General features: G+C 63.7%; 19 protein-coding genes. 14 read left to right on the forward strand and 5 right to left on the reverse strand.

The window, feature by feature from the left end:
- Nucleotides 1-69: 69 nt before the first annotated feature.
- Nucleotides 70-582, reverse strand: coding sequence for an RNA polymerase sigma factor (locus L6D64_RS17680; protein WP_176508662.1), 513 nt, complete (start codon nucleotides 580-582; stop codon nucleotides 70-72).
- A 422-nt stretch (nucleotides 583-1,004) separates the two neighbouring features.
- Entirely contained in the window at nucleotides 1,005-2,006 is a 1,002-nt protein-coding gene (gene gap / locus L6D64_RS17685; RefSeq protein WP_176510215.1) for a type I glyceraldehyde-3-phosphate dehydrogenase, read from the reverse strand.
- 265 nt (nucleotides 2,007-2,271) lie between these two features.
- Between gap and edd the strand changes: the two genes are divergently transcribed.
- The 11 genes from edd to L6D64_RS17740 all read left to right on the forward strand — a co-directional run bounded on the left by edd (nucleotide 2,272) and on the right by L6D64_RS17740 (nucleotide 15,482).
- Nucleotides 2,272-4,098: a phosphogluconate dehydratase gene (gene edd / locus L6D64_RS17690; RefSeq protein WP_176510216.1), complete on the forward strand. Its 1,827-nt coding sequence runs from the start codon at nucleotides 2,272-2,274 to the stop codon at nucleotides 4,096-4,098.
- Nucleotides 4,095-5,054 carry a glucokinase gene (locus tag L6D64_RS17695; RefSeq protein ID WP_176510217.1) on the forward strand — a complete coding sequence of 320 codons (960 nt, stop codon included), beginning with the start codon at nucleotides 4,095-4,097 and terminating at the stop codon, nucleotides 5,052-5,054. The genes edd and L6D64_RS17695 overlap by 4 nt, the downstream gene beginning before the upstream one ends.
- Before the next feature lie 64 nt (nucleotides 5,055-5,118).
- Complete coding sequence (gene gltR, locus L6D64_RS17700; RefSeq protein WP_176510218.1) at nucleotides 5,119-5,844, forward strand: two-component system response regulator GltR; 726 nt, start codon at nucleotides 5,119-5,121, stop codon at nucleotides 5,842-5,844.
- Nucleotides 5,825-7,279: an ATP-binding protein gene (locus L6D64_RS17705; RefSeq protein WP_176510219.1), complete on the forward strand. Its 1,455-nt coding sequence runs from the start codon at nucleotides 5,825-5,827 to the stop codon at nucleotides 7,277-7,279. Before gltR ends, L6D64_RS17705 begins: the two co-directional genes overlap by 20 nt.
- Nucleotides 7,280-7,380: 101 nt before the next feature.
- Nucleotides 7,381-8,631 (forward strand): D-mannose isomerase, encoded by a 1,251-nt coding sequence (locus tag L6D64_RS17710; protein ID WP_176510220.1) that lies wholly within the window; start codon nucleotides 7,381-7,383, stop codon nucleotides 8,629-8,631.
- Nucleotides 8,632-8,735: 104 nt separating this feature from the next.
- A complete protein-coding gene (locus L6D64_RS17715; RefSeq protein WP_176510221.1) occupies nucleotides 8,736-10,022 on the forward strand; it encodes an ABC transporter substrate-binding protein in 1,287 nt (428 codons plus the stop codon).
- Nucleotides 10,023-10,220: 198 nt separating this feature from the next.
- Complete coding sequence (locus tag L6D64_RS17720; protein ID WP_085673494.1) at nucleotides 10,221-11,129, forward strand: carbohydrate ABC transporter permease; 909 nt, start codon at nucleotides 10,221-10,223, stop codon at nucleotides 11,127-11,129.
- Nucleotides 11,122-11,967: a carbohydrate ABC transporter permease gene (locus tag L6D64_RS17725; protein ID WP_176510222.1), complete on the forward strand. Its 846-nt coding sequence runs from the start codon at nucleotides 11,122-11,124 to the stop codon at nucleotides 11,965-11,967. Before L6D64_RS17720 ends, L6D64_RS17725 begins: the two co-directional genes overlap by 8 nt.
- Nucleotides 11,968-11,970: 3 nt before the next feature.
- Nucleotides 11,971-13,125 carry an ABC transporter ATP-binding protein gene (locus L6D64_RS17730; RefSeq protein WP_176510223.1) on the forward strand — a complete coding sequence of 385 codons (1,155 nt, stop codon included), beginning with the start codon at nucleotides 11,971-11,973 and terminating at the stop codon, nucleotides 13,123-13,125.
- 41 nt (nucleotides 13,126-13,166) lie between these two features.
- Nucleotides 13,167-14,510 carry a carbohydrate porin gene (locus tag L6D64_RS17735; RefSeq protein ID WP_176510224.1) on the forward strand — a complete coding sequence of 448 codons (1,344 nt, stop codon included), beginning with the start codon at nucleotides 13,167-13,169 and terminating at the stop codon, nucleotides 14,508-14,510.
- A 117-nt stretch (nucleotides 14,511-14,627) separates the two neighbouring features.
- Nucleotides 14,628-15,482, forward strand: a complete 855-nt coding sequence (locus tag L6D64_RS17740) for a D-hexose-6-phosphate mutarotase (protein WP_176510225.1) — start codon at nucleotides 14,628-14,630, stop codon at nucleotides 15,480-15,482.
- Here L6D64_RS17740 and hexR read toward each other — a convergent pair.
- On the reverse strand, nucleotides 15,475-16,338 hold the full coding sequence (hexR, locus tag L6D64_RS17745) for a DNA-binding transcriptional regulator HexR (RefSeq protein WP_176510233.1): 864 nt from the start codon (nucleotides 16,336-16,338) through the stop codon (nucleotides 15,475-15,477). The two genes, L6D64_RS17740 and hexR, sit on opposite strands and share 8 nt — an antisense overlap.
- 211 nt (nucleotides 16,339-16,549) lie before the next feature.
- On the opposite strand from hexR, the gene zwf reads away from it, so the two are divergent.
- The 3 genes from zwf to L6D64_RS17760 are packed head-to-tail and all read left to right on the forward strand — an operon-like array spanning nucleotide 16,550 to nucleotide 19,417.
- Nucleotides 16,550-18,019, forward strand: a complete 1,470-nt coding sequence (gene zwf, locus L6D64_RS17750) for a glucose-6-phosphate dehydrogenase (protein ID WP_176510226.1) — start codon at nucleotides 16,550-16,552, stop codon at nucleotides 18,017-18,019.
- Entirely contained in the window at nucleotides 18,006-18,719 is a 714-nt protein-coding gene (gene pgl, locus L6D64_RS17755; RefSeq protein ID WP_176510227.1) for a 6-phosphogluconolactonase, read from the forward strand. The genes zwf and pgl overlap by 14 nt, the downstream gene beginning before the upstream one ends.
- Nucleotides 18,720-18,736: 17 nt before the next feature.
- On the forward strand, nucleotides 18,737-19,417 hold the full coding sequence (locus L6D64_RS17760; RefSeq protein ID WP_176510228.1) for a bifunctional 4-hydroxy-2-oxoglutarate aldolase/2-dehydro-3-deoxy-phosphogluconate aldolase: 681 nt from the start codon (nucleotides 18,737-18,739) through the stop codon (nucleotides 19,415-19,417).
- A 129-nt stretch (nucleotides 19,418-19,546) separates the two neighbouring features.
- On the opposite strand, the gene leuA is transcribed toward L6D64_RS17760, so the two are convergent.
- Nucleotides 19,547-21,220 (reverse strand): 2-isopropylmalate synthase, encoded by a 1,674-nt coding sequence (gene leuA, locus L6D64_RS17765; RefSeq protein ID WP_176510229.1) that lies wholly within the window; start codon nucleotides 21,218-21,220, stop codon nucleotides 19,547-19,549.
- Nucleotides 21,221-21,631: 411 nt separating this feature from the next.
- Nucleotides 21,632-22,459 (reverse strand): M23 family metallopeptidase, encoded by an 828-nt coding sequence (locus L6D64_RS17770; protein WP_176510230.1) that lies wholly within the window; start codon nucleotides 22,457-22,459, stop codon nucleotides 21,632-21,634.
- Nucleotides 22,460-22,462: the final 3 nt, after the last annotated feature.

A 22,462-nucleotide genomic window follows, 5' to 3' on the forward strand; every position in this document is an offset into this window, starting at 1 on the left:
TTGCGAATGATCAAGGCTGGAGCGAAGCATGGCAAGGATTACGCCACATTCTGCACGCCTGCGGTCGGCTCATTTGAGCCGATCGGCCACGCCCATGCAGATCGCCATGATCAGTTTCAGTTCCTTCTGAACGGTGCTGGCCGAGACGTGCAGTTGCTCGGCGATCTCCAGGTAGCTGGCGCCGTGCAGGCGGCTGAGGATGAAGATGCGCTGCTGGCGCTCAGTCAGTTGGTTGAGGCTGACGCTCAGGTGCTTGAGCAGTTGTTCGGCATGGGCGGCGTCTTCGCTGCTCCCGTGCGCAGAGGCGACATTGTGCAGTACCTCGTCGGGGACATCGTCGACCAGCATGCGCGACCGCACCCGCTGCGTGCGCAGGTGGTCCAGCGCGAGGTTGCGGGCGGTCTGGAACACAAAGGGCTCGAGATGTTCGATCGGGCGCTCGCCCAGGGCACGGGATACCCGCAGGTAGGTTTCCTGCAGCAGGTCTTCGGCGGTGCTGGGGTTGCCCACCATGCGCTGCAGGGTGCGCAGCAGGGAAAGACGCTGGACGAGGAAGACGGAGTTGAACCGGGACTGACTCACGGGGGGACCTGGCCGACGAATGGTGAAATGATAATGCTTATCATCTACTGGTCAGGTCAAGCTTGGAATTGTTAGGAAAAGGTAAAGATTGTGTGTGGGCGGGGTGTTTGGCTTGGGATTATCAGCGCCTGTGAGACCGAGCGCCGCCCGCGCGGCGCTTCGCGGGGCAAGCCCGCTCCCACATCTGTTTCGGGCCAGTTACTCCTGCCTCCATTGGCGCGCGCGCCCTTGGTGCATGGCTGGAGATGGATGAAAAGCACTTGCATAACCTGCGATATCGAATGGAACAAACAAGGGCACGCGCGCCAAAGTCTCAGGATTGATTGGCCCGAAACAGATGTGGGAGCGGGCTTGCCCCGCGAAGCGCCGCGCGGGCGGCGCTCGGTCTCACAGGCGCCAAAAATCTACAGTCAGGCCCCCCCTCAGCGCGCACTAGCCAACGCCAAACAATTGTCCAGCATGCGGTTGGAGAACCCCCACTCATTGTCATACCAGGCCAGTACCTTGAGCATCCGCCCGTTGGCCCGGGTATGGTTGGCATCGAAGATCGACGACAGCGGGTTATGGTTGAAGTCGCACGACACCAGCGGCAGCGCGTTGTAGCCGAGCACCTTGGAGTGCCGGCTGGCTTCAAGGAACAGTTGGTTGACCTGTTCGACGGTGGCTTCGCGCTTGAGGTTTACGGTCAGGTCGACCAGCGACACATTGATCACCGGTACCCGCACGGCCATGCCAGTGAGCTTGCCGGCCAGCTCCGGCAGCACCAGGCCCACGGCCTCGGCGGCGCCGGTCTTGCTCGGTATCATCGACTGGGTGGCCGAACGGGCACGGTATGGGTCGCTGTGATAGACGTCGGTCAACACCTGATCGTTGGTGTAGGCGTGAATGGTGGTCATCAGCCCCTGTTCGATGCCGAACTCGCGGTGCAGCACCTGGGCGATCGGCGTCAGGCAGTTGGTGGTGCACGAGGCGTTGGAGATGATCTGGTGCGAAGCCCGCAGGATATCGTGGTTGACCCCGTAGACCACGGTGGCATCGACGCCCTTGCCCGGCGCCGAGACGATCACTTTGCCGGCGCCCGCAGCCAGGTGCGCGGCGGCCTTGGCGCGGTCGGTGAACAGCCCGGTGCATTCGAACACCACGTCGATCGCTTCGGCCTTCCAGGGCAGTTCGGCCGGGTTGCGGATGGCACTGACCGCGATACGGTCACCATTGACGGTCAGGCTTTCATGGTCGGCCTCGACCTGCGCATCGAATGTGCCGTGCACGCTGTCATATTTGAGCAGGTGGGCGTTCATCGCGCTGTCACCCAGGTCGTTGATGGCGACGACCTGCAGGTCCTGGCGGTAGCCTTGGGTATACAGTGCGCGCAGGACATTGCGCCCGATGCGGCCGAATCCATTGATGGCGATACGTAGGGTCATGGCAGTACCTCTGGCGGTCCGAGTGAAACCTGTGGCAAAAAGGAGCTTCACTGAAACGGTTTTGTTGTTGGAATTACAAGATTATTCACTGGGCGATAGAAAACAAGCCTTTTTGATGGCAGTATTTTGTTTAAACATACAACGAGTGGTTGTGCGCAGTGCCTCCCCCGATATCGCGAGCCCCTCTGCCTTGAGCCTAGGCCGCAATCGTTTGGAGGGGAAACGCCCGGTAAACCGCCCTTACAATTAGCCTGGAGTCCAGTACATGCATCCGCGCATCCTTGAGGTCACCCAGCGGCTGATCGAACGCAGCCGTGCCACCCGCGAACGCTACTTGCAGCTGATTCGTGGCGCGGCCAGTGACGGGCCCATGCGTGCCAGCCTGCAATGCGCCAACTTCGCCCATGGCGTGGCCGGTTGCGGTGCCGAGGACAAGCAGACCCTGCGGTTGATGAACGCGGCCAACGTCGCCATCGTTTCGTCGTACAACGACATGCTCTCGGCGCACCAGCCGTATCTGCATTTCCCTGATCAGATCAAGCAGGCCCTGCGCGAGGTCGGCTCGGTCGGCCAGTTCGCCGGCGGTGTGCCGGCCATGTGCGATGGCGTGACCCAGGGCGAGCCGGGCATGGAACTGGCGATCGCCAGCCGCGAAGTCATCGCCATGTCCACGGCGGTAGCGCTGTCGCACAACATGTTCGACGCTGCACTGATGCTCGGCATCTGCGACAAGATCGTCCCTGGCCTGATGATGGGGGCGCTGCGCTTCGGCCACCTGCCCACCATCTTCGTCCCGGGTGGGCCGATGGTTTCCGGTATTTCCAACAAAGAGAAGGCCGACGTGCGTCAGCGCTATGCCGAAGGCAAGGCCAGCCGCGAGGAGCTTCTGGAGTCGGAAATGAAGTCCTACCACAGCCCCGGCACCTGTACCTTCTATGGCACCGCCAACACCAACCAACTGGTGATGGAGGTCATGGGCCTGCACCTGCCCGGCGCCTCGTTCGTCAACCCGTACACACCGCTGCGCGATGCCCTCACCGCCGAGGCGGCGCAACAGGTCACGCGCATGACCAAGGCCAGCGGCAGCTTCATGCCACTGGGCGAGATCGTCGACGAGAAGGCACTGGTCAACTCGATCGTGGCCCTTCACGCCACCGGTGGCTCGACCAACCACACCCTGCACATACCGGCAATCGCCCAGGCGGCGGGCATCCAGCTGACCTGGCAGGACATGGCCGACCTTTCCGAGGTGGTGCCGACCCTGTCCCACGTCTACCCCAACGGCAAGGCCGACATCAACCACTTCCAGGCCGCTGGCGGCATGGCCTTCCTGATTCGTGAGCTGCTCGACGCCGGCCTGCTGCACGAGGACGTCAACACCGTGGCTGGCCACGGTCTGCGCCGCTACACCCAGGAACCGTTCCTCGACGACGGCAAGCTGGTATGGCGCGAAGGGCCGCAGCAGAGCCTGGACGAGAGCATCCTGCGCCCGGTGGCGCGGCCATTCTCGGCCGAAGGTGGCCTACGGGTGATGGAAGGTAACCTCGGCCGTGGCGTGATGAAGGTGTCGGCCGTTGCGCCTGAGCATCGGGTAGTCGAAGCACCGGCGCGCGTGTTCCATGACCAGCAGTCGCTGGCCGATGCCTTCAAGGCCGGTGAACTGGAGTGCGATTTCGTTGCCGTGGTGCGCTTCCAGGGCCCGCGTTGCAACGGCATGCCCGAACTGCACAAGCTGACGCCGTTCCTCGGCGTGCTGCAGGACCGTGGTTACAAGGTCGCGCTGGTGACCGACGGGCGCATGTCGGGGGCCTCGGGCAAGATCCCTGCCGCCATCCACGTCTGCCCCGAAGCGTTCGATGGTGGCCCGCTGGCACGCGTGCAAGACGGTGATATCGTGCGTGTCGATGGCGTCGAAGGCACGTTGCGGGTGATGGTGTCGGCAGAAGAACTGGCCAGCCGTGACCTGCCGCCCGCGCCCCAGGGCAACGACCTGGGCTGCGGCCGTGAGCTGTTCGGTTTCATGCGCATGTCCTTCAGCCCGGCAGAGCAGGGCGCGAGTGCCTTCACCTCCGCCCTGGAGAACCTCAAATGAAAGACCTGCTGGTTGGCGACATCGGTGGCACCAATGCCCGTTTTGCGTTGTGGCGTGACAACCAGCTGTGCCAGGTGAAGGTCTTCGCCGCGGCCGACTACACCAGCCCGGAGCAGGCCATCGAGGCTTACCTGGAATGCCACGGCATTGCCCGTGGCGGCCTGGCAGCGGTGTGCCTGGCGGTGGCTGGGCCGGTCGATGGCGATGAATTCCGCTTCACCAACAACCATTGGCGGCTCAGTCACAAGGCGTTTTGCCAGACCTTGCAGGTCGAGCGGCTGCTGCTGATCAACGACTTTTCTGCTCAGGCGTTGGGCATGACCCGCCTGCAACCCGGTGAGTACCGTGAGGTCTGCGCAGGCCGGGCGGACCCGATGCGGCCGGCGCTGGTGATTGGCCCGGGCACTGGCCTGGGCGTCGGCAGCCTGTTGCGCCTGGGCGAGCAGCACTGGCTGGCGTTGCCGGGTGAGGGCGGGCATGTCGACCTGCCGGTGGGCAATGCCCGGGAGGCGGCGATCCATCAGCAGATACACGGCCAGATCGGCCACGTCAGCGCCGAGACCGTCCTCAGCGGCGGTGGCCTGGTGCGGTTGTACCAGGCCATGTGCACGCTGGACGGCGACACGCCCCGACACACATCCCCGGCGCAGATCACCGATGCTGCGTTGAGCGGCGAGCCACGGGCGCTGGCGGTGATCGAGCAGTTCTGCCGGTTCCTCGGGCGGGTGGCAGGTAACAATGTGCTGACCCTGGGCGCGCGCGGTGGGGTTTATATTGTCGGCGGCGTGATTCCGCGCTTTGCCGAGCTGTTCCTGCGCAGTGGTTTTGCCACCAGCTTTGCCGACAAGGGCTGCATGAGTGGTTACTTCGCAGGGGTGCCTGTGTGGCTGGTGACGGCGGAATTCTCTGGACTGCTGGGGGCTGGAGTGGCATTACAGCAGGCGCTGGCACACTGACCTGGGCGCAAAGCGGCCCCAACAGCAGGCGAAAGACCTGTGACAACAATGAGGGCGGGATACCTTGAGCACTGCCGGAAAATCCATCCTGATGGTCGACGACGATCAGGAAATTCGCGAACTGCTGCAAACCTACCTGAGCCGCGCCGGCTTCCAGGTCCACGCCGAGGCTGACGGCCAGGGCTTTCGCCGCGCCCTGGAAAGCATCCCCTGCGACCTGGTAATCCTCGACGTCATGCTGCCCGACGAAGACGGCTTCAGCCTGTGCCGCTGGGTGCGTCAACACCCGCGCCAGTCGCGGGTACCGATCATCATGCTGACCGCCAGCTCCGATGAAGCCGACCGCGTCATCGGCCTGGAACTGGGCGCCGATGACTACCTGGGCAAGCCGTTCAGCCCCCGTGAACTGCAGGCACGCATCAAGGCCCTGTTGCGCCGCAGCGAGTTCGGCCAGGCCGCACCGGCCAGTACCGTGCTGGCCTTTGACGACTGGCGTCTGGATACCATCAGCCATCGCCTGTTCCACCGCGACGGTGAAGAGGTGATTCTGTCGGGTGCCGATTTCGCCCTGCTCAAGCTGTTTCTCGACCATCCGCAGCAGATTCTGGACCGTGACACCATCGGCAACGCCACCCGAGGCCGCGAGCCGATGCCGCTGGACCGCATCGTCGACATGGCCGTCAGCCGCTTGCGCCAGCGCTTGCGCGACACCGACAAGCCACCGCGGCTGATCCGTACCGTGCGTGGCAGCGGTTACCTGCTGGCGGCCCATGTCTGCTGCGCTTCCTGAGCGGCGCTGGCGCCTGCTGCCGCGCTCGCTGCTGGGGCGCATGCTGCTGCTGACCCTGCTGGTGGTGCTGTTGGCACAGGGCCTGTCGAGCCTGATCTGGGTCGCCCAGTTGCGTGCCAGCCAGTTGCAGGGCCTGCGCGCCAGTGCCTCGAGCCTGGCCCACTCCATGAGCGCCAGCGTCAGCTACTTCCGCTCGCTGCCGGTGGCCTATCGGCCAATGGTGCTCGATCAACTGCGCAGCATGGGGGGGACGCGTTTTTTCGTGTCGCTCAATGACAAGCCACTGGATATGCCGGTATTGCCCATCACGCCGCGCAAGCAAGTGGTGATCGACGTGTTCCGGCAAGTGCTGCACGAACGCCTCGGCGAGCAGATGGAGATTTCTGTCGAGTTCGTCGCCCCCGATGACCTGCGCATCTTCAACAGCGGCCTGAAGCTCGATGAACTGCCGCGCTCATGGGCCCATTACTCGCTGACCCTGGAGCCGCTCAACCCGCCGGTGCTGGTGACCCAGATCCGTCTGGGCCAGGGCGAATGGCTGTACATCGCCTCGTTGCTGCCCGAGCCCTATACCAGCCTCGAAACCGAACGCCTGCCGCGTCAGCAGATTGGCTTCATCGTCCTGACCACCGCCTTGCTGCTGCTGTTCATCGGTTTGCTGGTGCACTGGCAGAGCTGGCCGCTCAAGCGCCTGGCGCGCGCTGCGCGCGAACTGTCATTGGGCGCCGACGTGGCGCCGGTGGCCGAGGGCGGTGGCAGCGAGGTGATCGAAGTGGGGCGGGCGTTCAACAGCATGCGCGAGCGCATCAGCCGTTACCTGACCGAGCGTTCGCAGTTGTTCAGCGCCATTTCCCATGACCTGCGCACCCCGATCACGCGCTTGCGCCTGCGCGTGGAGCTGCTCGAGGACGAACGCCTGCAGGCCAAGTTCAGCCAGGACCTCGACGAGCTGGAGCTGCTGGTCAAAGGCGCGCTGCAATGCGTGAAGGACACCGATATCCACGAGAACATCGAGCCGGTCGACCTTAACCAGGTGCTGGAGATTCTCGCCGAGCCGTACCTGGGTGATGGCCGTATCACGGTCGAAGGGCGAGCCGTGTTGCCGTACCCGGGCAAGCCACTGGCCTTGCGCCGCTGTATCGGCAACCTGATCGACAATGCCATCAAGTATGGCGAGCGGGCGCACCTGCGCATCATCGACAGCGCCGAGGGCTTCGTCCTGCAGGTCGATGACCAGGGCCCCGGCGTGCCGCAACAGCAGATGGAGCAGGTGTTCGAGCCGCATTTTCGCCTGGCCGGCAAGCAGCAGGGCTATGGGCTGGGCCTGGGTATCGCACGCAATATCGCCCATAGCCATGGCGGCGAGGTGAGCCTGCTCAACCTGCGCGAAGGCGGCTTGCGGGTGACGCTCTACCTGCCAAGAGGCGTGGAATGAGCTGTGTCACAGCTTGGTGACACAACTGCTCCGCTTCGTGACATCCCGGCCAGGACGGCTGGCTAGACTTCCCCGACGACAGGCAAGGAACGCGCTACTCCATGACGAGCCTCGATCTGGGCCCCGGCAGTTGGCTGGGTTCTACCGCACATGCCGCTTGGCTGCAGGCAGAAGGGCAGCGTCTGCTGGCATTCGCCAAGGCTTCGCAGCTGCCAGACGGCTTTGGCTGCCTTGATGCCCAGGGCTGCCTGCCGGCCGATGCGGGCAGCGAAACCCTGCAGACCACGCGCATGACCCACGCCTTCGCCCTGGCTCACCTGCAGGGTGTGCCTGGCTACCTGCCGTTGGTCGAGCATGGCGTCAACGCCTTGCACGGGGCCTTGCACGACCCCCGCCACGGCGGCTGGTTCGCGCGCCCCCACGGGCTGGGCGACAGCGACAAGGCCGCCTACCTGCATGCCTTCGTCGCATTGGCCGCGAGTTCCGCAGTGGTCGCCGGCGCTGCGGGGGCGCACGGCTTGCTGGAAGATGCCATCGACGTCCTGCAAACGCGGTTCTGGAGCGAGGAGCAGGGTGCCCTGCGTGAGTCGTTCTCCCGCGACTGGCAGCAGGCCGAGGCTTATCGTGGAGCCAACAGCAACATGCACGCCACCGAGGCGTTCCTGGCCCTGGCCGATGTCACCGGCGATACGCTGTGGCTCGATCGCGCCCTGCGCATCGCCCAGCGCATCATCCACACCCACGCTGGCGCCAACGACTATCGGGTTATCGAGCATTTCGACGCGCACTGGCAGCCGCTGCCGGACTACAACCGCGATCACCCCGCCGACCCCTTCCGGCCGTTTGGCACCACGCCTGGCCATGCTTTCGAGTGGGCCCGGCTGCTGCTGCATCTTGAAGCTGCTCGCGAACTGGCCGGCCTGCACGCACCGGACTGGCTGCCGGGCTGTGCCCGTGGCCTGTTCGACAGTGCCTGCCGCGATGCCTGGAACGTCGATGGCGGCAAAGGCATCGTCTACACCCTGGACTGGGACAATCGCCCGGTGGTGCGCGAGCGCCTGCACTGGGTGCACGCCGAGGCCTGTGCCAGCGCGGCGGCCCTGCTGCGGCGTACCGGCGAAGCGCAGTACGAACGCTGGTACCGCTGCTTCTGGGACTTCATCGACGGCCATTTCATCGACCGCTTGGCCGGCAGCTGGCATCACGAACTCGACCCGGGTAACCGCCCTGCCGCGACGCTATGGGCGGGCAAGCCGGATCTCTACCACGCCTATCAGGCAACCTTGATACCCGGGCTGCCGTTGGCCCCGAGCCTGGCAACTGCCGTTGCCGGTCATGTAACCAAACGATGACATTCATGCATCGCTTCGTTACCTGACGAGGCGGGCGCGCTGATTAGACTCCATGCAATGCAAGCGATCGACTTGCCCGGCATAACAACAAGAAAGGTACTCCGATGAATTCCACTCTCCGCCTCGCCGCCGCGATCTCCCTCGCCTCGCTCCTGCCGCTCAGTGCCAGCGCCGCCGAATCCAAAGGCAGCGTCGAAGTCGTGCACTGGTGGACCTCCGGGGGTGAAAAAGCGGCTGTCGATGTGCTCAAGGCCCAGATCGAGAAGGATGGTTTCACCTGGAAGGACGGCGCCGTTGCAGGCGGCGGTGGTGCCACGGCCATGACCGTGCTCAAGAGCCGTGCGGTGGCGGGTAACCCGCCTGGCGTCGCGCAGATCAAGGGGCCGGACATTCAGGAGTGGGCTTCCACCGGGTTGCTTGATACCGAGGTGCTCAAGGACGTTGCCAAGGAAGAGAAGTGGGACGCGCTGCTCGACAAGACGGTCTCCGACACCGTGAAGTATGACGGTGACTATGTCGCGGTACCGGTCAACATCCACCGCATCAACTGGCTGTGGATCAACCCTGAAGTTTTCAGGAAAGCCGGCATCGACAAGGCGCCGACCACCCTCGACGAATTCTACGCCGCCGCCGACAAGCTCAAGGCTGCAGGCTTCATCCCGCTCGCCCATGGCGGCCAGCCCTGGCAGGACAGCACCGTGTTCGAGAGCGTGGTGCTGTCGGTAATGGGTGTGGATGGCTACAAGAAGGCCCTGGTCGACCTGGACAGCGCGGCGCTGACCGGCCCCGATATGGTCAAGGCGCTCACCGAGCTGAAGAAGGTCGCCACCTACATGGACCCGGACGGCAAGGGCCAGGACTGGAACCTCGAAGCGGCCAAGGTCATCAATGGCAAGGCCGGTATGCAGATCATGGGTGACTGGGCCAAGAGCGAGTGGACCCTGGCCAGGAAAGTCGCCGGCAAGGACTACCAGTGCGTGCCGTTCCCGGGTACCGACAAGGCGTTCCTCTACAACATCGATTCGCTGGTGGTGTTCAAGCAGAACGACAAGGGCACTGCTGCCGGTCAGCAGGACATCGCCCGCAAGGTCCTGGGCGAGGACTTCCAGAAGGTCTTCAGCATCAACAAGGGCTCCATCCCGGTGCGCAACGACATGCTCGCCGACATGGGCAAGCTTGGCTTCGACGCCTGCGCCCAGACCTCCGCCAAGGACTTCCTCGCCGACGCCAAGACCGGCGGCCTGCAGCCGAGCATGGCGCACAACATGGCCACCACGCTGGCCGTGCAGGGCGCATTCTTCGATGTGGTGACCAACTACATCAACGACCCCAAGGCCGACCCGGCCGATGCGGCGAAGAAGCTGGCGGCGGCGATCAAGGCGGCCAAGTAGACGACAGTCCGGAGGCTTGCGCGGCCCTTGGTGTGGGAGCGGCCTTGCGTCGCGAAAGGACCGCAGAGCGGTCCCACAACCAGGCAGCGCAGTCCTTTTAGAACAGCTTCGCTCATCCAGCACCGGGGCTGCTACGCAGCCCTTTCGCGACGCAAGGCCGCTCCCACAAACAGTGTGGCAGTGCCTGAAAGGTGACCTATGACAACAGCAACCGCCCAACTGCGGGCCTCCCCCCTGGACGCGCTGCAGCGCTGGTTACCCAAACTGGTGCTGGCCCCCAGCATGTTCATCGTCCTGGTGGGCTTCTACGGCTACATCCTGTGGACCTTCGTCCTGTCCTTCACCACCTCGACCTTTCTGCCGACCTACAAGTGGGCCGGCCTGGCGCAATACGCCCGGCTGTTCGACAACGACCGCTGGTGGGTGGCGAGCAAGAACCTGATGCTGTTCGGTGGCCTGTTCATCGCCATCAGCCTGGCCATCGGCGTGCTGCTGGCCGTGCTGCTGGACCAGCGCATCCGCCGCGAAGGCTTCATCCGTACCATTTACCTGTACCCCATGGCGCTGTCGATGATCGTCACCGGCACCGCCTGGAAGTGGCTGCTCAATCCCGGCATGGGCCTGGACAAGCTGCTGCGTGACTGGGGCTGGGAGGGCTTTCGCCTGGACTGGCTGATCGACCCTGACCGGGTGGTGTACTGCCTGGTGATCGCCGCCGTGTGGCAGGCCTCGGGCTTCATCATGGCGATGTTCCTCGCTGGGCTGCGCGGGGTCGACCAGTCGATCATCCGCGCCGCACAGATCGACGGTGCCAGCTTGCCGCGGATCTACTGGACCGTGGTGCTGCCCAGCCTGCGCCCGGTGTTCTTCAGCTCGCTGATGATCCTTGCGCACATCGCCATCAAGAGCTTCGACCTGGTGGCGGCCATGACCGCCGGTGGCCCGGGCTACTCCTCCGACCTGCCAGCGATGTTCATGTACTCCTTCACCTTCAGCCGTGGCCAGATGGGCATGGGTTCGGCCAGTGCCATCCTCATGCTTGGGGCGATCCTGGCGATCCTCGTGCCGTACCTGTACTCGGAACTGCGGAGCAAGCGCCATGCATAGTCCAACGGAAAAACCGGCGCTGAGCCTGAGCCGCATCGTCATCCATGCCGTGCTGCTGATCGCCGTGCTGCTGTACCTGGTGCCGCTGGTGGTGATGCTGCTGACCAGCTTCAAGTCCCCGGAAGACATCAGCACCGGCAACCTGCTGAGCTGGCCCGCCGTGATCACCGGCATCGGCTGGGTCAAGGCCTGGGGCACGGTCAGCGGTTACTTCTGGAATTCGATCATGATCACCGTGCCAGCGGTGCTGATCTCCACCGCCATCGGTGCGCTGAATGGCTATGTGCTGTCGATGTGGCGCTTTCGCGGCTCGCAGCTGTTCTTCGGCCTGTTGCTGTTCGGCTGCTTCCTGCCGTTCCAGACCGTGCTGCTGCCGGCGTCGTTCACCCTCGGCAAGCTCGGCCTGGCCAGCACCACCACCGGCCTGGTACTGGTGCACGTGGTCTACGGCCTGGCGTTCACCACGCTGTTCTTTCGCAATTTCTACGTGAGCATTCCCGATGCGCTGGTCAAGGCTGCACGCCTGGATGGCGCCGGCTTCTTCACCATCTTCCGCCGCATCATCCTGCCGATGTCGACACCGATCATCATGGTCTGCCTGATCTGGCAGTTCACCCAGATCTGGAACGACTTCCTGTTCGGCGTGGTGTTTTCCAGTGGCGACTCGCAACCGATCACCGTGGCCCTGAACAACCTGGTCAACACCAGCACCGGGGCCAAGGAATACAACGTCGACATGGCGGCGGCGATGATCGCCGGTTTGCCAACCCTGCTGGTCTACGTGGTGGCAGGCAAATATTTCGTCCGCGGGCTCACCGCCGGCGCGGTCAAGGGGTAAGTCATGGCAACGCTTGAACTTCGCAACGTGAACAAGACCTACGGCAGCGGCCTGCCAGACACACTCAAGGACATCCAGCTGTCGATCAAGGACGGTGAGTTCCTGATCCTGGTCGGCCCCTCTGGCTGCGGCAAGTCGACCCTGATGAACTGCATCGCCGGCCTGGAGAGCATCAGCGGCGGTGCAATCCTCATCGACGAACAGGACGTCAGCGGCATGGGCCCCAAGGATCGTGACATCGCGATGGTGTTCCAGTCCTATGCGCTGTACCCGACCATGAGCGTGCGCGAGAACATCGAATTCGGCCTGAAGATTCGCAAGATGCCGCAGGCCGCCATCGACGAGGAGGTGGCGCGGGTGGCCAAGTTGCTGCAGATCGAGCACCTGCTCGCGCGCAAGCCGGCGCAGTTGTCCGGTGGCCAGCAACAGCGTGTGGCCATGGGCCGGGCGCTGGCGCGGCGACCGAAGATCTACCTGTTCGACGAACCGCTGTCCAACCTCGATGCCAAGCTGCGGGTCGAGATGCGCACTGAAATGAAACTGATGCACCAGCGCCTGAAGACCACCACGGTGTATGTCACCCACGACCAGATCGAGGCCATGACCCTGGGCGACAAGGTGGCGGTGATGAAGGACGGCATCATCCAGCAGTTCGGCACGCCCCAGCAGATCTACAACGACCCGGCCAACCAGTTTGTCGCCAGCTTCATCGGTTCGCCGCCGATGAACTTCATTCCGGTACGCCTGACCAAACAGGACGGGCGCCTGTTGGCGGTGCTCGACAGCGGCCAGGCCCGCTGTGAACTGCCGTTGGGGCCGGCCAATGATGACCTGGACGGTCGCGAGATCATCCTCGGCATTCGCCCCGAACAGATTGCCTTGGGCGCAGGCGAGGGCAATGGCCTGCCGGGCATCCGCGCCGAAGTGCAGGTGACCGAGCCCACCGGGCCGGACCTGCTGGTGTTCGTTACCTTCAACCAGACCAAGGTCTGCTGTCGCCTGGCGCCGGACATTGCCTGCCGGGTAGGCGATAGCCTGGATCTGCAGTTCGACCCGGCTCGGGTGCTGCTGTTCGACGCCGACAGCGGCGAGCGTTTGCACCTGGCCAGCAGTCATACCGCCGTAAAGGACAACGTGGCTCACTTCAAGGGCCGATAACTCGTCTACACCGTCAATAAGAAAAAAGAGGACGCAAAGGGATGGAACAGCGCAATCGCATCAGGACATTGGGTTCACTGGCCCTGCTCGCCGTGGTTGGCAGCAGCGGGGTGCAGGCTGCCGAGGCATTCTCCAGCGAGTCGAAATGGATGACCGGCGACTGGGGCGGTGCCCGCACCGAGTTACTGGACAAGGGCTATGACTTCACCCTCGACTATGTCGGCGAGGTGGCCGGCAACCTGCATGGCGGCTACAACGACGACAAGACCGCGCGCTACAGCGACCAGTTCGCCCTCGGCGCGCATCTGGACCTGCAGAAGATCCTCGGCTGGCACGATGCCGAGTTCAAGCTGGCGATCACCGAGCGCAGTGGCCGCAACCTGTCCAACGACCGCATCAGCGACCCGCGTGCCGGGCAGTTCAGCTCGGTGCAGGAAGTGTGGGGCCGTGGCCAGACCTGGCGGCTGACACAGATGTGGGTCAAGCAGAAGTACTTCGACGGCGCGCTGGACGTGAAAGTTGGCCGTTTCGGTGAGGGCGAGGACTTCAACAGCTTCCCCTGCGACTTCCAGAACCTGGCGTTCTGCGGTTCGCAGGTGGGCAACTGGGTCGGCGGTATCTGGTACAACTGGCCTGTCAGCCAGTGGGCGCTGCGGGTGAAGTACAACATCACCCCGGAATTTTTCGTCCAGGTCGGTGCCTTCGAACAGAACCCGTCCAACCTGGAGACCGGCAACGGCTTCAAGCTCAGCGGCAGCGGCACCAAAGGCGCGATCCTGCCGGTGGAGATGGTCTGGTCACCCAAGGTCAATGGCCTGCCGGGCGAGTACCGCCTGGGTTACTACTACAGCACGGCCAAGGCCGACGACGTGTTCGAAGACGTCAACGGCAACCCGCAGGCGGTTACCGGCGATGCCTTCAAGTCGCACTCGAGCAAGCACGGCTGGTGGGTGGTGGCGCAGCAGCAGGTCACCGCCCATGGCGGCGACATCAACCGAGGGCTGAGCCTGTTCGCCAACTTCACCGTGCATGACAAGGCCACCAACGTGGTCGACAACTACCAGCAGGTCGGCCTGGTCTACAAAGGTGCCTTCGACGCTCGGCCCAAGGACGATATCGGTTTCGGCGTGGCGCGTATCCATGTAAATGACGACGTCAAGAAACGCGCCGAACTGCTCAACGCCCAGAGCGGTATCGATGATTACGACAACCCAGGCTTCGTGCCGCTGCAGCGCACCGAATACAACGCCGAGCTCTACTACGGCTTCCATGTCACCAACTGGCTGACCGTACGGCCCAACCTGCAGTACATCAAGAGCCCGGGTGGCGTGGACGAAGTGGACAACGCGCTGGTCGCAGGTTTGAAGATTCAGTCGTCTTTCTAAGCACACTTGTTGTAAATTTACGCCAATCCAAATTCGGCTCCCGGCACCCACTGGCTTGCAGTGGTTGTCGGGAACAGGCCGAGACAGCGCTATCTCAAACAACAAGAGCTTGGAACCATGCCCGAACATCCGCTACATCGCTTCTTTTCCTCGCAGCGGCCCCGGCCGACGTTCGAGTGGGAGCGTTACCAGCAGCGCGATGTGCTGATCATCGATCATCCCCGTTGCCAGGCGGTATTCAGCCGCCAGGGCGCGCAACTGCTGCACTTCCAGCCGACCGGCGAGCGTCCCTGGCTGTGGTGCGCCGAGCAATGGCCGCAAGTGGGCGCGATTCGCGGTGGAGTGCCGGTGTGCTGGCCCTGGTATGGCCGTCACCCCAGTGAAGACCTGTGGCCTGCCCATGGCTGGGCGCGCTTGCTGGACTGGAAGCTGGTGGACAGCCGTGAGGACGAGCAGGGCGTCAGCCTGAAGTGGCGGCTGGACCTGTGCGATTGGCAGGTGGACCTGCACGCCAGGCTTGGCAGCCGTATGGAACTGAGCCTGAGCACCGAGCATCAGGACAGCGAACCTTGCCAGCTGAGTCATGCGCTGCTGGCCTACTGGCGCATCAGTGACGTTTCCGAGATAGCGCTGTCCGGGCTTGAGGATATCGAAGGCTATGACCGCCTGAGTCGCCAGGCCTGCCGTGAAGACGGCGCGCTCAAGCTCAAGGGCGGCTGCCAGAAGGTTTACCCGGGTACGCCACGGGTGCAGTTGCAGGACCCGGCCTGGGAGCGGGAGCTGTGCATCGACACGGGTGACAGTGACGATACCGTGGTCTGGCACCCCGGTAATCGGCCGCTGATGGGCGTCAGCGGTCGCGAATGCCAGGGCTTCGTCTGTGTCGAGGCGGCCAGTGGCAGTGGCGAGGGCCTGAGCCTGGCACCGGGGCAGCGTGCGCACCTGCGGTTGCAGGCGCACCGGCTCAGTTGAGTTCGTCGTCCTCGATCGGGTAGCGGCTGGCGTTGAGGCTTTCCTTGATCTTGCGCAGGTGCGGCTGGAAGTCCACGCCGCGGCGCAGGGTCATGCCGGTGGCCAGCACGTCGAGCACGGTCAGCTGGATGATTCGCGAGGTCATCGGCATGTAGATGTCGGTGTCCTCCGGCAGCGGAATGTGCAGGCTCAGGCTGCAGGCCTGGGCCAGCGGCGAGCCGGCAGCCGTCAGGCCGAGCACCGAGGCGCCGTTTTCCCGGGCCAGGCGTGCCACATCGACCAGTTCGCGGGTGCGCCCGGTGTAGGAGATGATCACGAACAGGTCGCCGGTGTGTGCCACCGAGGCCAGCATGCGTTGCATCAGTACATCGGCATGGGCCGATACCGCGAGGTTGAAGCGGAAGAACTTGTGCTGGGCATCGAGCGCCACCGGTGCCGAGGCGCCGAGGCCGAAGAAATGGATCTGCCGGGCCTGGATCATCATGTCCACGGCACGGCTGACCTGTTGCGGGTCCAGTTGCTGGCAGGCGCTGTCAAGCGAGGCGATGGCACTGCCGAAGATCTTCTGGGTGTAGGCTGCCGGGTCATCGTCGGCTTCCACTGCGCGGCTTACGTAAGCGGCACCGCTGGCCAGGCTCTGCGCCAGTTGCAGCTTGAGCTCCGGGTAGCCGCTGACGCCGAACGAGCGGCAGAAGCGGTTGACGGTCGGTTCGCTGACCTTGGCCGCCTGGGCCAGCGCGGCGATGCTGAAGCGGGTGGCTTGTTGCGGGTTGAGCAGGATGACCTCGGCGACTTTGCGTTCGGCCTTGTTCAGCTCGTCGAGGCGTCCCTGGATCTGTTCCAGGAGGTTTCGCACGCGGTCCATGGGTGTGTCCTTGGGTCGGGAAGACAGCCGGCTGTGGGAGCAGCAGGCTTTTTGCACGGTCGTCTATCGTACTGTCGGCGCGATTGACGTACCACTTGTCTGTAACGTTCGAATGTAATGTTGTGGTTTTTACTACATTATCCCTTGAAAACCGTGTGTGAAAGCGGTATTCCTAGACCAACTTTAGGAAAGAACCAACATCATGGCTGCGATCAGTGTCGAACCTTGCACCTTTGCCCTGTTTGGCGCACTCGGCGACCTGGCCTTGCGCAAGCTGTTTCCTGCGCTCTACCAGCTCGACCGTGCCAATCTGCTGCACGCCGACACCCGTCTGTTGGCGCTGGCCCGTGAGGCCGGAAGTGCCGAAGATCACCTGAACACCATCGAAGCGCACCTGCGCCGGCATGTGTCCGAGGCTGACATCGAGCCCGCTGCATTGGGGCGCTTCCTTGGCCGCCTGCGCTACCAGCACCTGGACTTCCTGCAGCCCGAAGGCTACCAGGCCCTGGCCGAACAACTGACCGGCGAGCAGCCGCTGATCGCCTACTTCGCCACCGCGGCGGCGGTCTACGGCGCTATCTGCGAGAACCTCGACAAGGCCGGCCTGGCGCCGCGCACGCGGGTGGTGCTGGAAAAACCCATCGGTCATGACCTGGAGTCATCACGGCGGGTCAACGATGCCGTGGCGCGCTTCTTCCCGGAAAGCCGCGTCTATCGCATCGACCACTACCTGGGCAAGGAGACCGTACAGAACCTGATCGCCCTGCGTTTTGCCAACAGCCTGTTCGAAACCCAGTGGAACCAGAACTCCATCTCCCACGTGGAGATCACCGTGGCCGAGAAGGTCGGTATCGAGGGCCGCTGGGGCTATTTCGACAAGGCCGGCCAGCTGCGCGACATGATCCAGAACCACTTGCTGCAGCTGCTCTGTCTGATTGCCATGGACCCGCCCAGCGAGTTGTCGGCCGACAGCATCCGTGACGAAAAGGTCAAGGTGCTCAAGGCGCTGGCGCCCATCACCGGGGAAGGGTTGAGCACCCGCGTGGTGCGCGGCCAGTACATCGCCGGCTACAGCGATGGCAAGCCGGTGCCTGGCTACCTGGAGGAAGACAACTCCAACGCGCAGAGCGACACCGAAACCTTCGTCGCCCTGCGTGCCGACATCCGCAACTGGCGCTGGTCGGGTGTGCCGTTCTACCTGCGCACCGGCAAGCGCATGCCGCAGAAGCTGTCGCAGATCGTCATCCACTTCAAGGAAACCCCGCACTACATCTTCGCCCCGGAACAGCGTTTGCAGATCGGTAACAAGCTGATCATCCGCCTGCAACCGGACGAAGGCATATCCTTGCGGGTGATGACCAAGGAGCAGGGCCTGGACAAAGGCATGCAACTGCGCAGTGGCCCGCTGCAACTGAATTTTTCCGATACCTGGCGCAGTTCGCGGATCCCGGATGCCTACGAGCGCTTGCTGCTCGAAGTGATGCGGGGCAACCAGAACCTGTTCGTGCGCAAGGACGAGATCGAGTACGCCTGGAAGTGGTGTGACCAGTTGATCGCCGGCTGGCGTAACGCGGGCGATGCGCCCAAGCCATACGCGGCGGGTTCCTGGGGGCCGATGAGCTCGATTGCATTGATCACGCGTGATGGGAGGGCGTGGTATGGCGATATCTGAATTGAAGCTGCCAGCGAGCGTGCAGGTGCACGACCTGGCGGATGCCAAGGCATTGGCCGCAACCCTGGCCCATGAGGTGGCCGAGCGCCTGCATGCAGCCATAGCCGCCAAGGGCCACGCCTGCGTGGTGTTGTCGGGTGGTCGCAGCCCGGTGCCGTTCCTCGAGAAGCTGGCCGGCGAACAGCTGGACTGGGCCAAGGTCACCGTCAGCCTGGCCGACGAGCGCTGGGTGCCGGTGGAGCACGCCGACAGCAATGCCGGGCTGCTGGCCCGCCACCTGTTCAAGGGCGCTGCCGCCAAGGCGCGCTTCGTCGGGCTCTATCAGCAGGCCGGTAGCCTCGAGGCGGCCGCGGTCAGCGCCGACCAGGCCCTGGCAGAACTGCCGCCGATCGATGTGCTGGTGCTGGGCATGGGGGACGATGGCCATACCGCCTCGCTGTTCCCCGACAGCCCCAACCTTGCCGAAGGCCTGGCGCTGAGCAGCACGCGCCGCTGCCTGCCGATGCTGGCCCCGAGTGTGCCGCACCAGCGCCTGTCGATGACGCGCTCGTTGCTGGCCAGTGCGGCATTCATCGCGCTGTCCGTGCAAGGCCCGGGCAAACTCGCTACCCTGCGCGCCGCGCTGGCGGGCAACGACCTTTCCGAAATGCCGATTCGCGCCTTTCTTCACGACCCCCTGGACATCTACTGGTGCCCATGAGCCAAGGATCCACAGTCATGACCACCCTTGAACGCCCACAGCCCAAGCTTTCGATGGCCGATAAAGCCGCCCGGATCGATGCCATCTGCGAAAAGGCGCGCATCCTGCCGGTAATCACCATCGCCCGTGAGCAAGACATCCTGCCGTTGGCTGACGCCCTGGCTGCTGGCGGTATCCGCACCCTGGAAGTGACCTTGCGTTCGCAGCATGGCCTGAAGGCTATCCAGGTGCTGCGCGAGCAACGCCCGGAGCTGTGTGTCGGCGCCGGCACTGTGCTCGATCGCGGCATGTTCGCGGCGGTGGAAGCCGCAGGCGCGCAGTTCGTCGTCACGCCGGGCATCACCCAGGATCTCCTCCAAGCGGGTGTGGACAGTGAGATCCCGCTGCTGCCAGGCATCAGCACGCCCTCCGAGATCATGATGGGTTATGCCCTGGGCTATCGCCGCTTCAAGCTGTTCCCGGCGGAAATCAGCGGTGGCGTGGCGGCGATCAAGGCCTTTGCCGGCCCGTTCGGTGACATTCGTTTCTGCCCGACTGGCGGTGTGAACCCGGCCAACGTGCGCAATTACATGGCGCTGGGCAATGTGATGTGCGTGGGGGGCACCTGGATGCTCGACAGCAGCTGGATCAAGAACGGCGACTGGGCGCGGATCGAGGCGTGCAGCGCCGAGGCGATGGCACTGCTGGACGCCAACTGAATCTGTTGTGTGCTTTACGGCTTATGGGGCGCTTGGTCGGCGCCCCTTTTTTTGGCTTGAATCATTGCTGTGCCCAGGCATGAAAAAGCCCGCATCAAAGGATGCGGGCTTCGTCTGTTGCGGTGCGGCTCAGGCCGCCTTGGCTTCCTGCTGGCTCAGCGAGCGGTTCAGTGCGCTGAACAGGGCCTTGAAGCTGGCGGTGGTGATGTTCTCGTCGATGCCCACGCCATGCACCGGGCGGCCGCCGGCCACGCGCAGTTCGATGTAGGCCGCCGCCTTGGCATTGGTGCCGGCACTGATGGCGTGCTCGTTGTAGTCCATGATTTCTACCGATACCGGCAGGCCGGCGACAAGGGCTTCCAGGGCGCCGTTGCCCTTGCCGTGCCAGTGCAGGGTGGTTTCGCCTTCGCCGGCAACTTCCACTTCCACCGAACTGTTGCCGTTTTCTTCCTTCAGGCGGTGGCTGACCAGTGCATACGGCGCGTTGGCCTGGAGGTATTCCTTGTGCAGCAGGCTGTAGATCTGCTGGGCGGTCATTTCCAGGCCGAGGCGGTCGGTTTCACCTTGCACCACCTGGCTGAACTCGATCTGCATGCGACGTGGCAGGCTGATGCCGTACTCCTGCTCGAGCAGGTAGGTGATGCCGCCTTTGCCCGACTGGCTGTTGACGCGGATCACCGCCTCGTAGCTGCGGCCGATGTCGGCCGGGTCGATCGGCAGGTATGGCACTTCCCACAGCTCGCCTTCCTGCTGCTTGGCGAAGCCCTTGCGGATGGCGTCCTGGTGCGAGCCAGAGAACGCGGTGTGGACCAGGTCGCCGACGTACGGGTGACGGGGGTGTACTGGCAGCTGGTTGCATTCTTCGACCACCTTGCGCACGCCGTCGATGTCGGAGAAGTCCAGCAGCGGGTCGATGCCTTGGGTGTAGAGGTTCAGCGCCAGGGTCACCAGGTCGACGTTACCGGTACGCTCGCCGTTGCCGAACAGGCAGCCTTCGGCACGGTCGGCGCCGGCCATCAGGCCCAGCTCGGTGGCGGCGATGCCGGTGCCACGGTCGTTGTGGCAGTGCAGGCTGATGATCACGCTGTCGCGGCGGCTGACGTTGCGGCAGAACCACTCGATCTGGTCGGCGTAGATGTTCGGCGTGGACACTTCCACCGTGGCCGGCAGGTTGAGGATGATCTTGTGCTCGGGGGTCGGGTTCCACACCTCGATCACCGCATCACAGACTTCCTTGGCAAACTCCATCTCGGTGGCGCTGAAGGTTTCTGGCGAGTATTGGAAGGTCCACTGGGTTTCTGGCTGCTGGGCAGCATATTTGACGAACAGCTTGGCCGCGTTCACCGCGATGTCCTTCACGCCTTGCTTGTCCTGGTTGAAGACGATGCGGCGGAACGACGGGCTGGTGGCGTTGTACAGGTGGACGATGGCCTTCTTCGCCCCGCGCAGCGACTCGAAGGTGCGGGCGATCAGGTCTTCACGGGCCTGGGTGAGCACCTGGATGGTGGTGTCGTCCGGGATGTGGCCGTCTTCGATCAGCATGCGCACGAAGTCGAAGTCGGTCTGCGAGGCCGACGGGAACGAGGCTTCGATTTCCTTCACACCGACCTGCACCAGGGTCTTCCAGAAGCGCAGCTTCTTCTCCGAGTCCATCGGCTCGATCAGCGACTGGTTGCCATCACGCAGGTCCGAACTGCACCAGATCGGCGCCTGGGTGATGGTCTTCGACGGCCAGGTACGGTCAGGCAGGTCGATGGTCGGGAAAGCGCGGTATTTCTTCGATGGGTCTTTGAGCATGGTCATGGAAGCAATCCTTTTGTGTGCGGCCGAGATCGGGCCTGCCGAGCGATAACGAGATGAACAGGCGAGGCGATGCGATCAACCTGGTAGTCGGGCGCTGACCAGGCAGAGGCTGCGGTGTTGTCGGAGCAGGATGAGGGTGCTGAAGGTTTTCATGCCCTCAACTTAACCAGTGGGGTGGGGGATAGCAAGCGCTGGGAAAAAATTGAGAGGAATGCTTAAAAAAAGCCGGATTGCGAGATTTTATCGCTGATAGATGGGTTTCGATTTGTGTTTTTTGCTCAGTATTTTTCGATGGCGCAACACAGTGGAAGTGCTGTTGGCTGTGCTGGCCTCTCGCGGGTAAACCCGCTCCTACAGGGTTTCGCGGTCCCTGTCGGAGCGGGTTCACCCGCGAAACAGGTGGCGCCGCGCTCAGGGCTGGAACGCGCCAATGAAGATCGCCGGATCCACCCGCGCATCGTTCAGGCTGACATTCCAGTGCATGTGCGGGCCGGTGGCGCGCCCGGTCGAACCCACGCGCCCGACCACGTCGCCACGGCGCAGTTGCTGGCCAACCTGAACATCAATCTTCGACATGTGGCAGAACATGCTGATGAACCCCTGCCCATGGTCGACGAACACCGTTCGGCCATTGAAGAAGTAGTCACCCACCAGGATCACCTTGCCGTTGGCGGGGGTCTTGATCGGTGTTCCTGCCGGTACGGCGAAATCCAGCCCGGCATGCGGGTTGCGCTCCTCGCCATTGAAGAAGCGGCGCACGCCGAACTTGCTCGAAAGCGGCCCGCTGACCGGTTTGTCGAGGATCAGGTTGCTCGGCAATACCGGGCTGAAACTGCGATACGCGTTGATCTGTTCAGCCAGCTCGCGATCGATGCGCTTGAGGTCGTCCGGGTTCGGGTTGACCTGGCGGGTGTTCTTCAAGGTGATGTGCTGTTCGGGGTATTTCTTGCTGCCGACGCTGAATGGCAGGCTGCGACCGCCCTGGGTCAACACGGCGGTACCGGGCTTCTGGGTCAACGGAATGCCGACGATGGCCAGCCAGTTGTCCTGCTCTTTGACCACCAGCACCGGTTTACCATCGAAGCGCGCGCTTGGCGCCGTGGTCGCCGGGCCAAGGTCGACCACCGCCACGCCACCCGGCACGGGCTTGTTCAGGGTGCGGGTGATGTAGCTGGCCTGGGCGCCTGCGGCCAGCAGCATGAGGGAGAGGGCGAGCAGGGGCGCGAACAGGCGGGGCATGTG

It is taken from the genome of Pseudomonas urethralis (assembly GCF_021602465.1).
Classification (GTDB): domain Bacteria; phylum Pseudomonadota; class Gammaproteobacteria; order Pseudomonadales; family Pseudomonadaceae; genus Aquipseudomonas; species Aquipseudomonas vlassakiae.

What these genes read in the sequence shown, in the direction of transcription:
- L6D64_RS17710 (WP_176510220.1), top strand. Translation starts at nt 7,381, where the DNA reads ATGACGAGCCTCGATCTGGGCCCCGGCAGTTGGCTGGGTTCTACCGCA.
- zwf (WP_176510226.1), top strand. Translation starts at nt 16,550, where the DNA reads ATGGCTGCGATCAGTGTCGAACCTTGCACCTTTGCCCTGTTTGGCGCA.
- L6D64_RS17760 (WP_176510228.1), top strand. Translation starts at nt 18,737, where the DNA reads ATGACCACCCTTGAACGCCCACAGCCCAAGCTTTCGATGGCCGATAAA.
- L6D64_RS17720 (WP_085673494.1), top strand. Translation starts at nt 10,221, where the DNA reads ATGACAACAGCAACCGCCCAACTGCGGGCCTCCCCCCTGGACGCGCTG.
- edd (WP_176510216.1), top strand. Translation starts at nt 2,272, where the DNA reads ATGCATCCGCGCATCCTTGAGGTCACCCAGCGGCTGATCGAACGCAGC.
- L6D64_RS17770 (WP_176510230.1), bottom strand. Translation starts at nt 22,459, where the DNA reads ATGCCCCGCCTGTTCGCGCCCCTGCTCGCCCTCTCCCTCATGCTGCTG.
- L6D64_RS17695 (WP_176510217.1), top strand. Translation starts at nt 4,095, where the DNA reads ATGAAAGACCTGCTGGTTGGCGACATCGGTGGCACCAATGCCCGTTTT.
- L6D64_RS17725 (WP_176510222.1), top strand. Translation starts at nt 11,122, where the DNA reads ATGCATAGTCCAACGGAAAAACCGGCGCTGAGCCTGAGCCGCATCGTC.
- L6D64_RS17730 (WP_176510223.1), top strand. Translation starts at nt 11,971, where the DNA reads ATGGCAACGCTTGAACTTCGCAACGTGAACAAGACCTACGGCAGCGGC.
- L6D64_RS17715 (WP_176510221.1), top strand. Translation starts at nt 8,736, where the DNA reads ATGAATTCCACTCTCCGCCTCGCCGCCGCGATCTCCCTCGCCTCGCTC.
- L6D64_RS17705 (WP_176510219.1), top strand. Translation starts at nt 5,825, where the DNA reads ATGTCTGCTGCGCTTCCTGAGCGGCGCTGGCGCCTGCTGCCGCGCTCG.
- pgl (WP_176510227.1), top strand. Translation starts at nt 18,006, where the DNA reads ATGGCGATATCTGAATTGAAGCTGCCAGCGAGCGTGCAGGTGCACGAC.
- leuA (WP_176510229.1), bottom strand. Translation starts at nt 21,220, where the DNA reads ATGACCATGCTCAAAGACCCATCGAAGAAATACCGCGCTTTCCCGACC.
- L6D64_RS17740 (WP_176510225.1), top strand. Translation starts at nt 14,628, where the DNA reads ATGCCCGAACATCCGCTACATCGCTTCTTTTCCTCGCAGCGGCCCCGG.
- gap (WP_176510215.1), bottom strand. Translation starts at nt 2,006, where the DNA reads ATGACCCTACGTATCGCCATCAATGGATTCGGCCGCATCGGGCGCAAT.
- L6D64_RS17735 (WP_176510224.1), top strand. Translation starts at nt 13,167, where the DNA reads ATGGAACAGCGCAATCGCATCAGGACATTGGGTTCACTGGCCCTGCTC.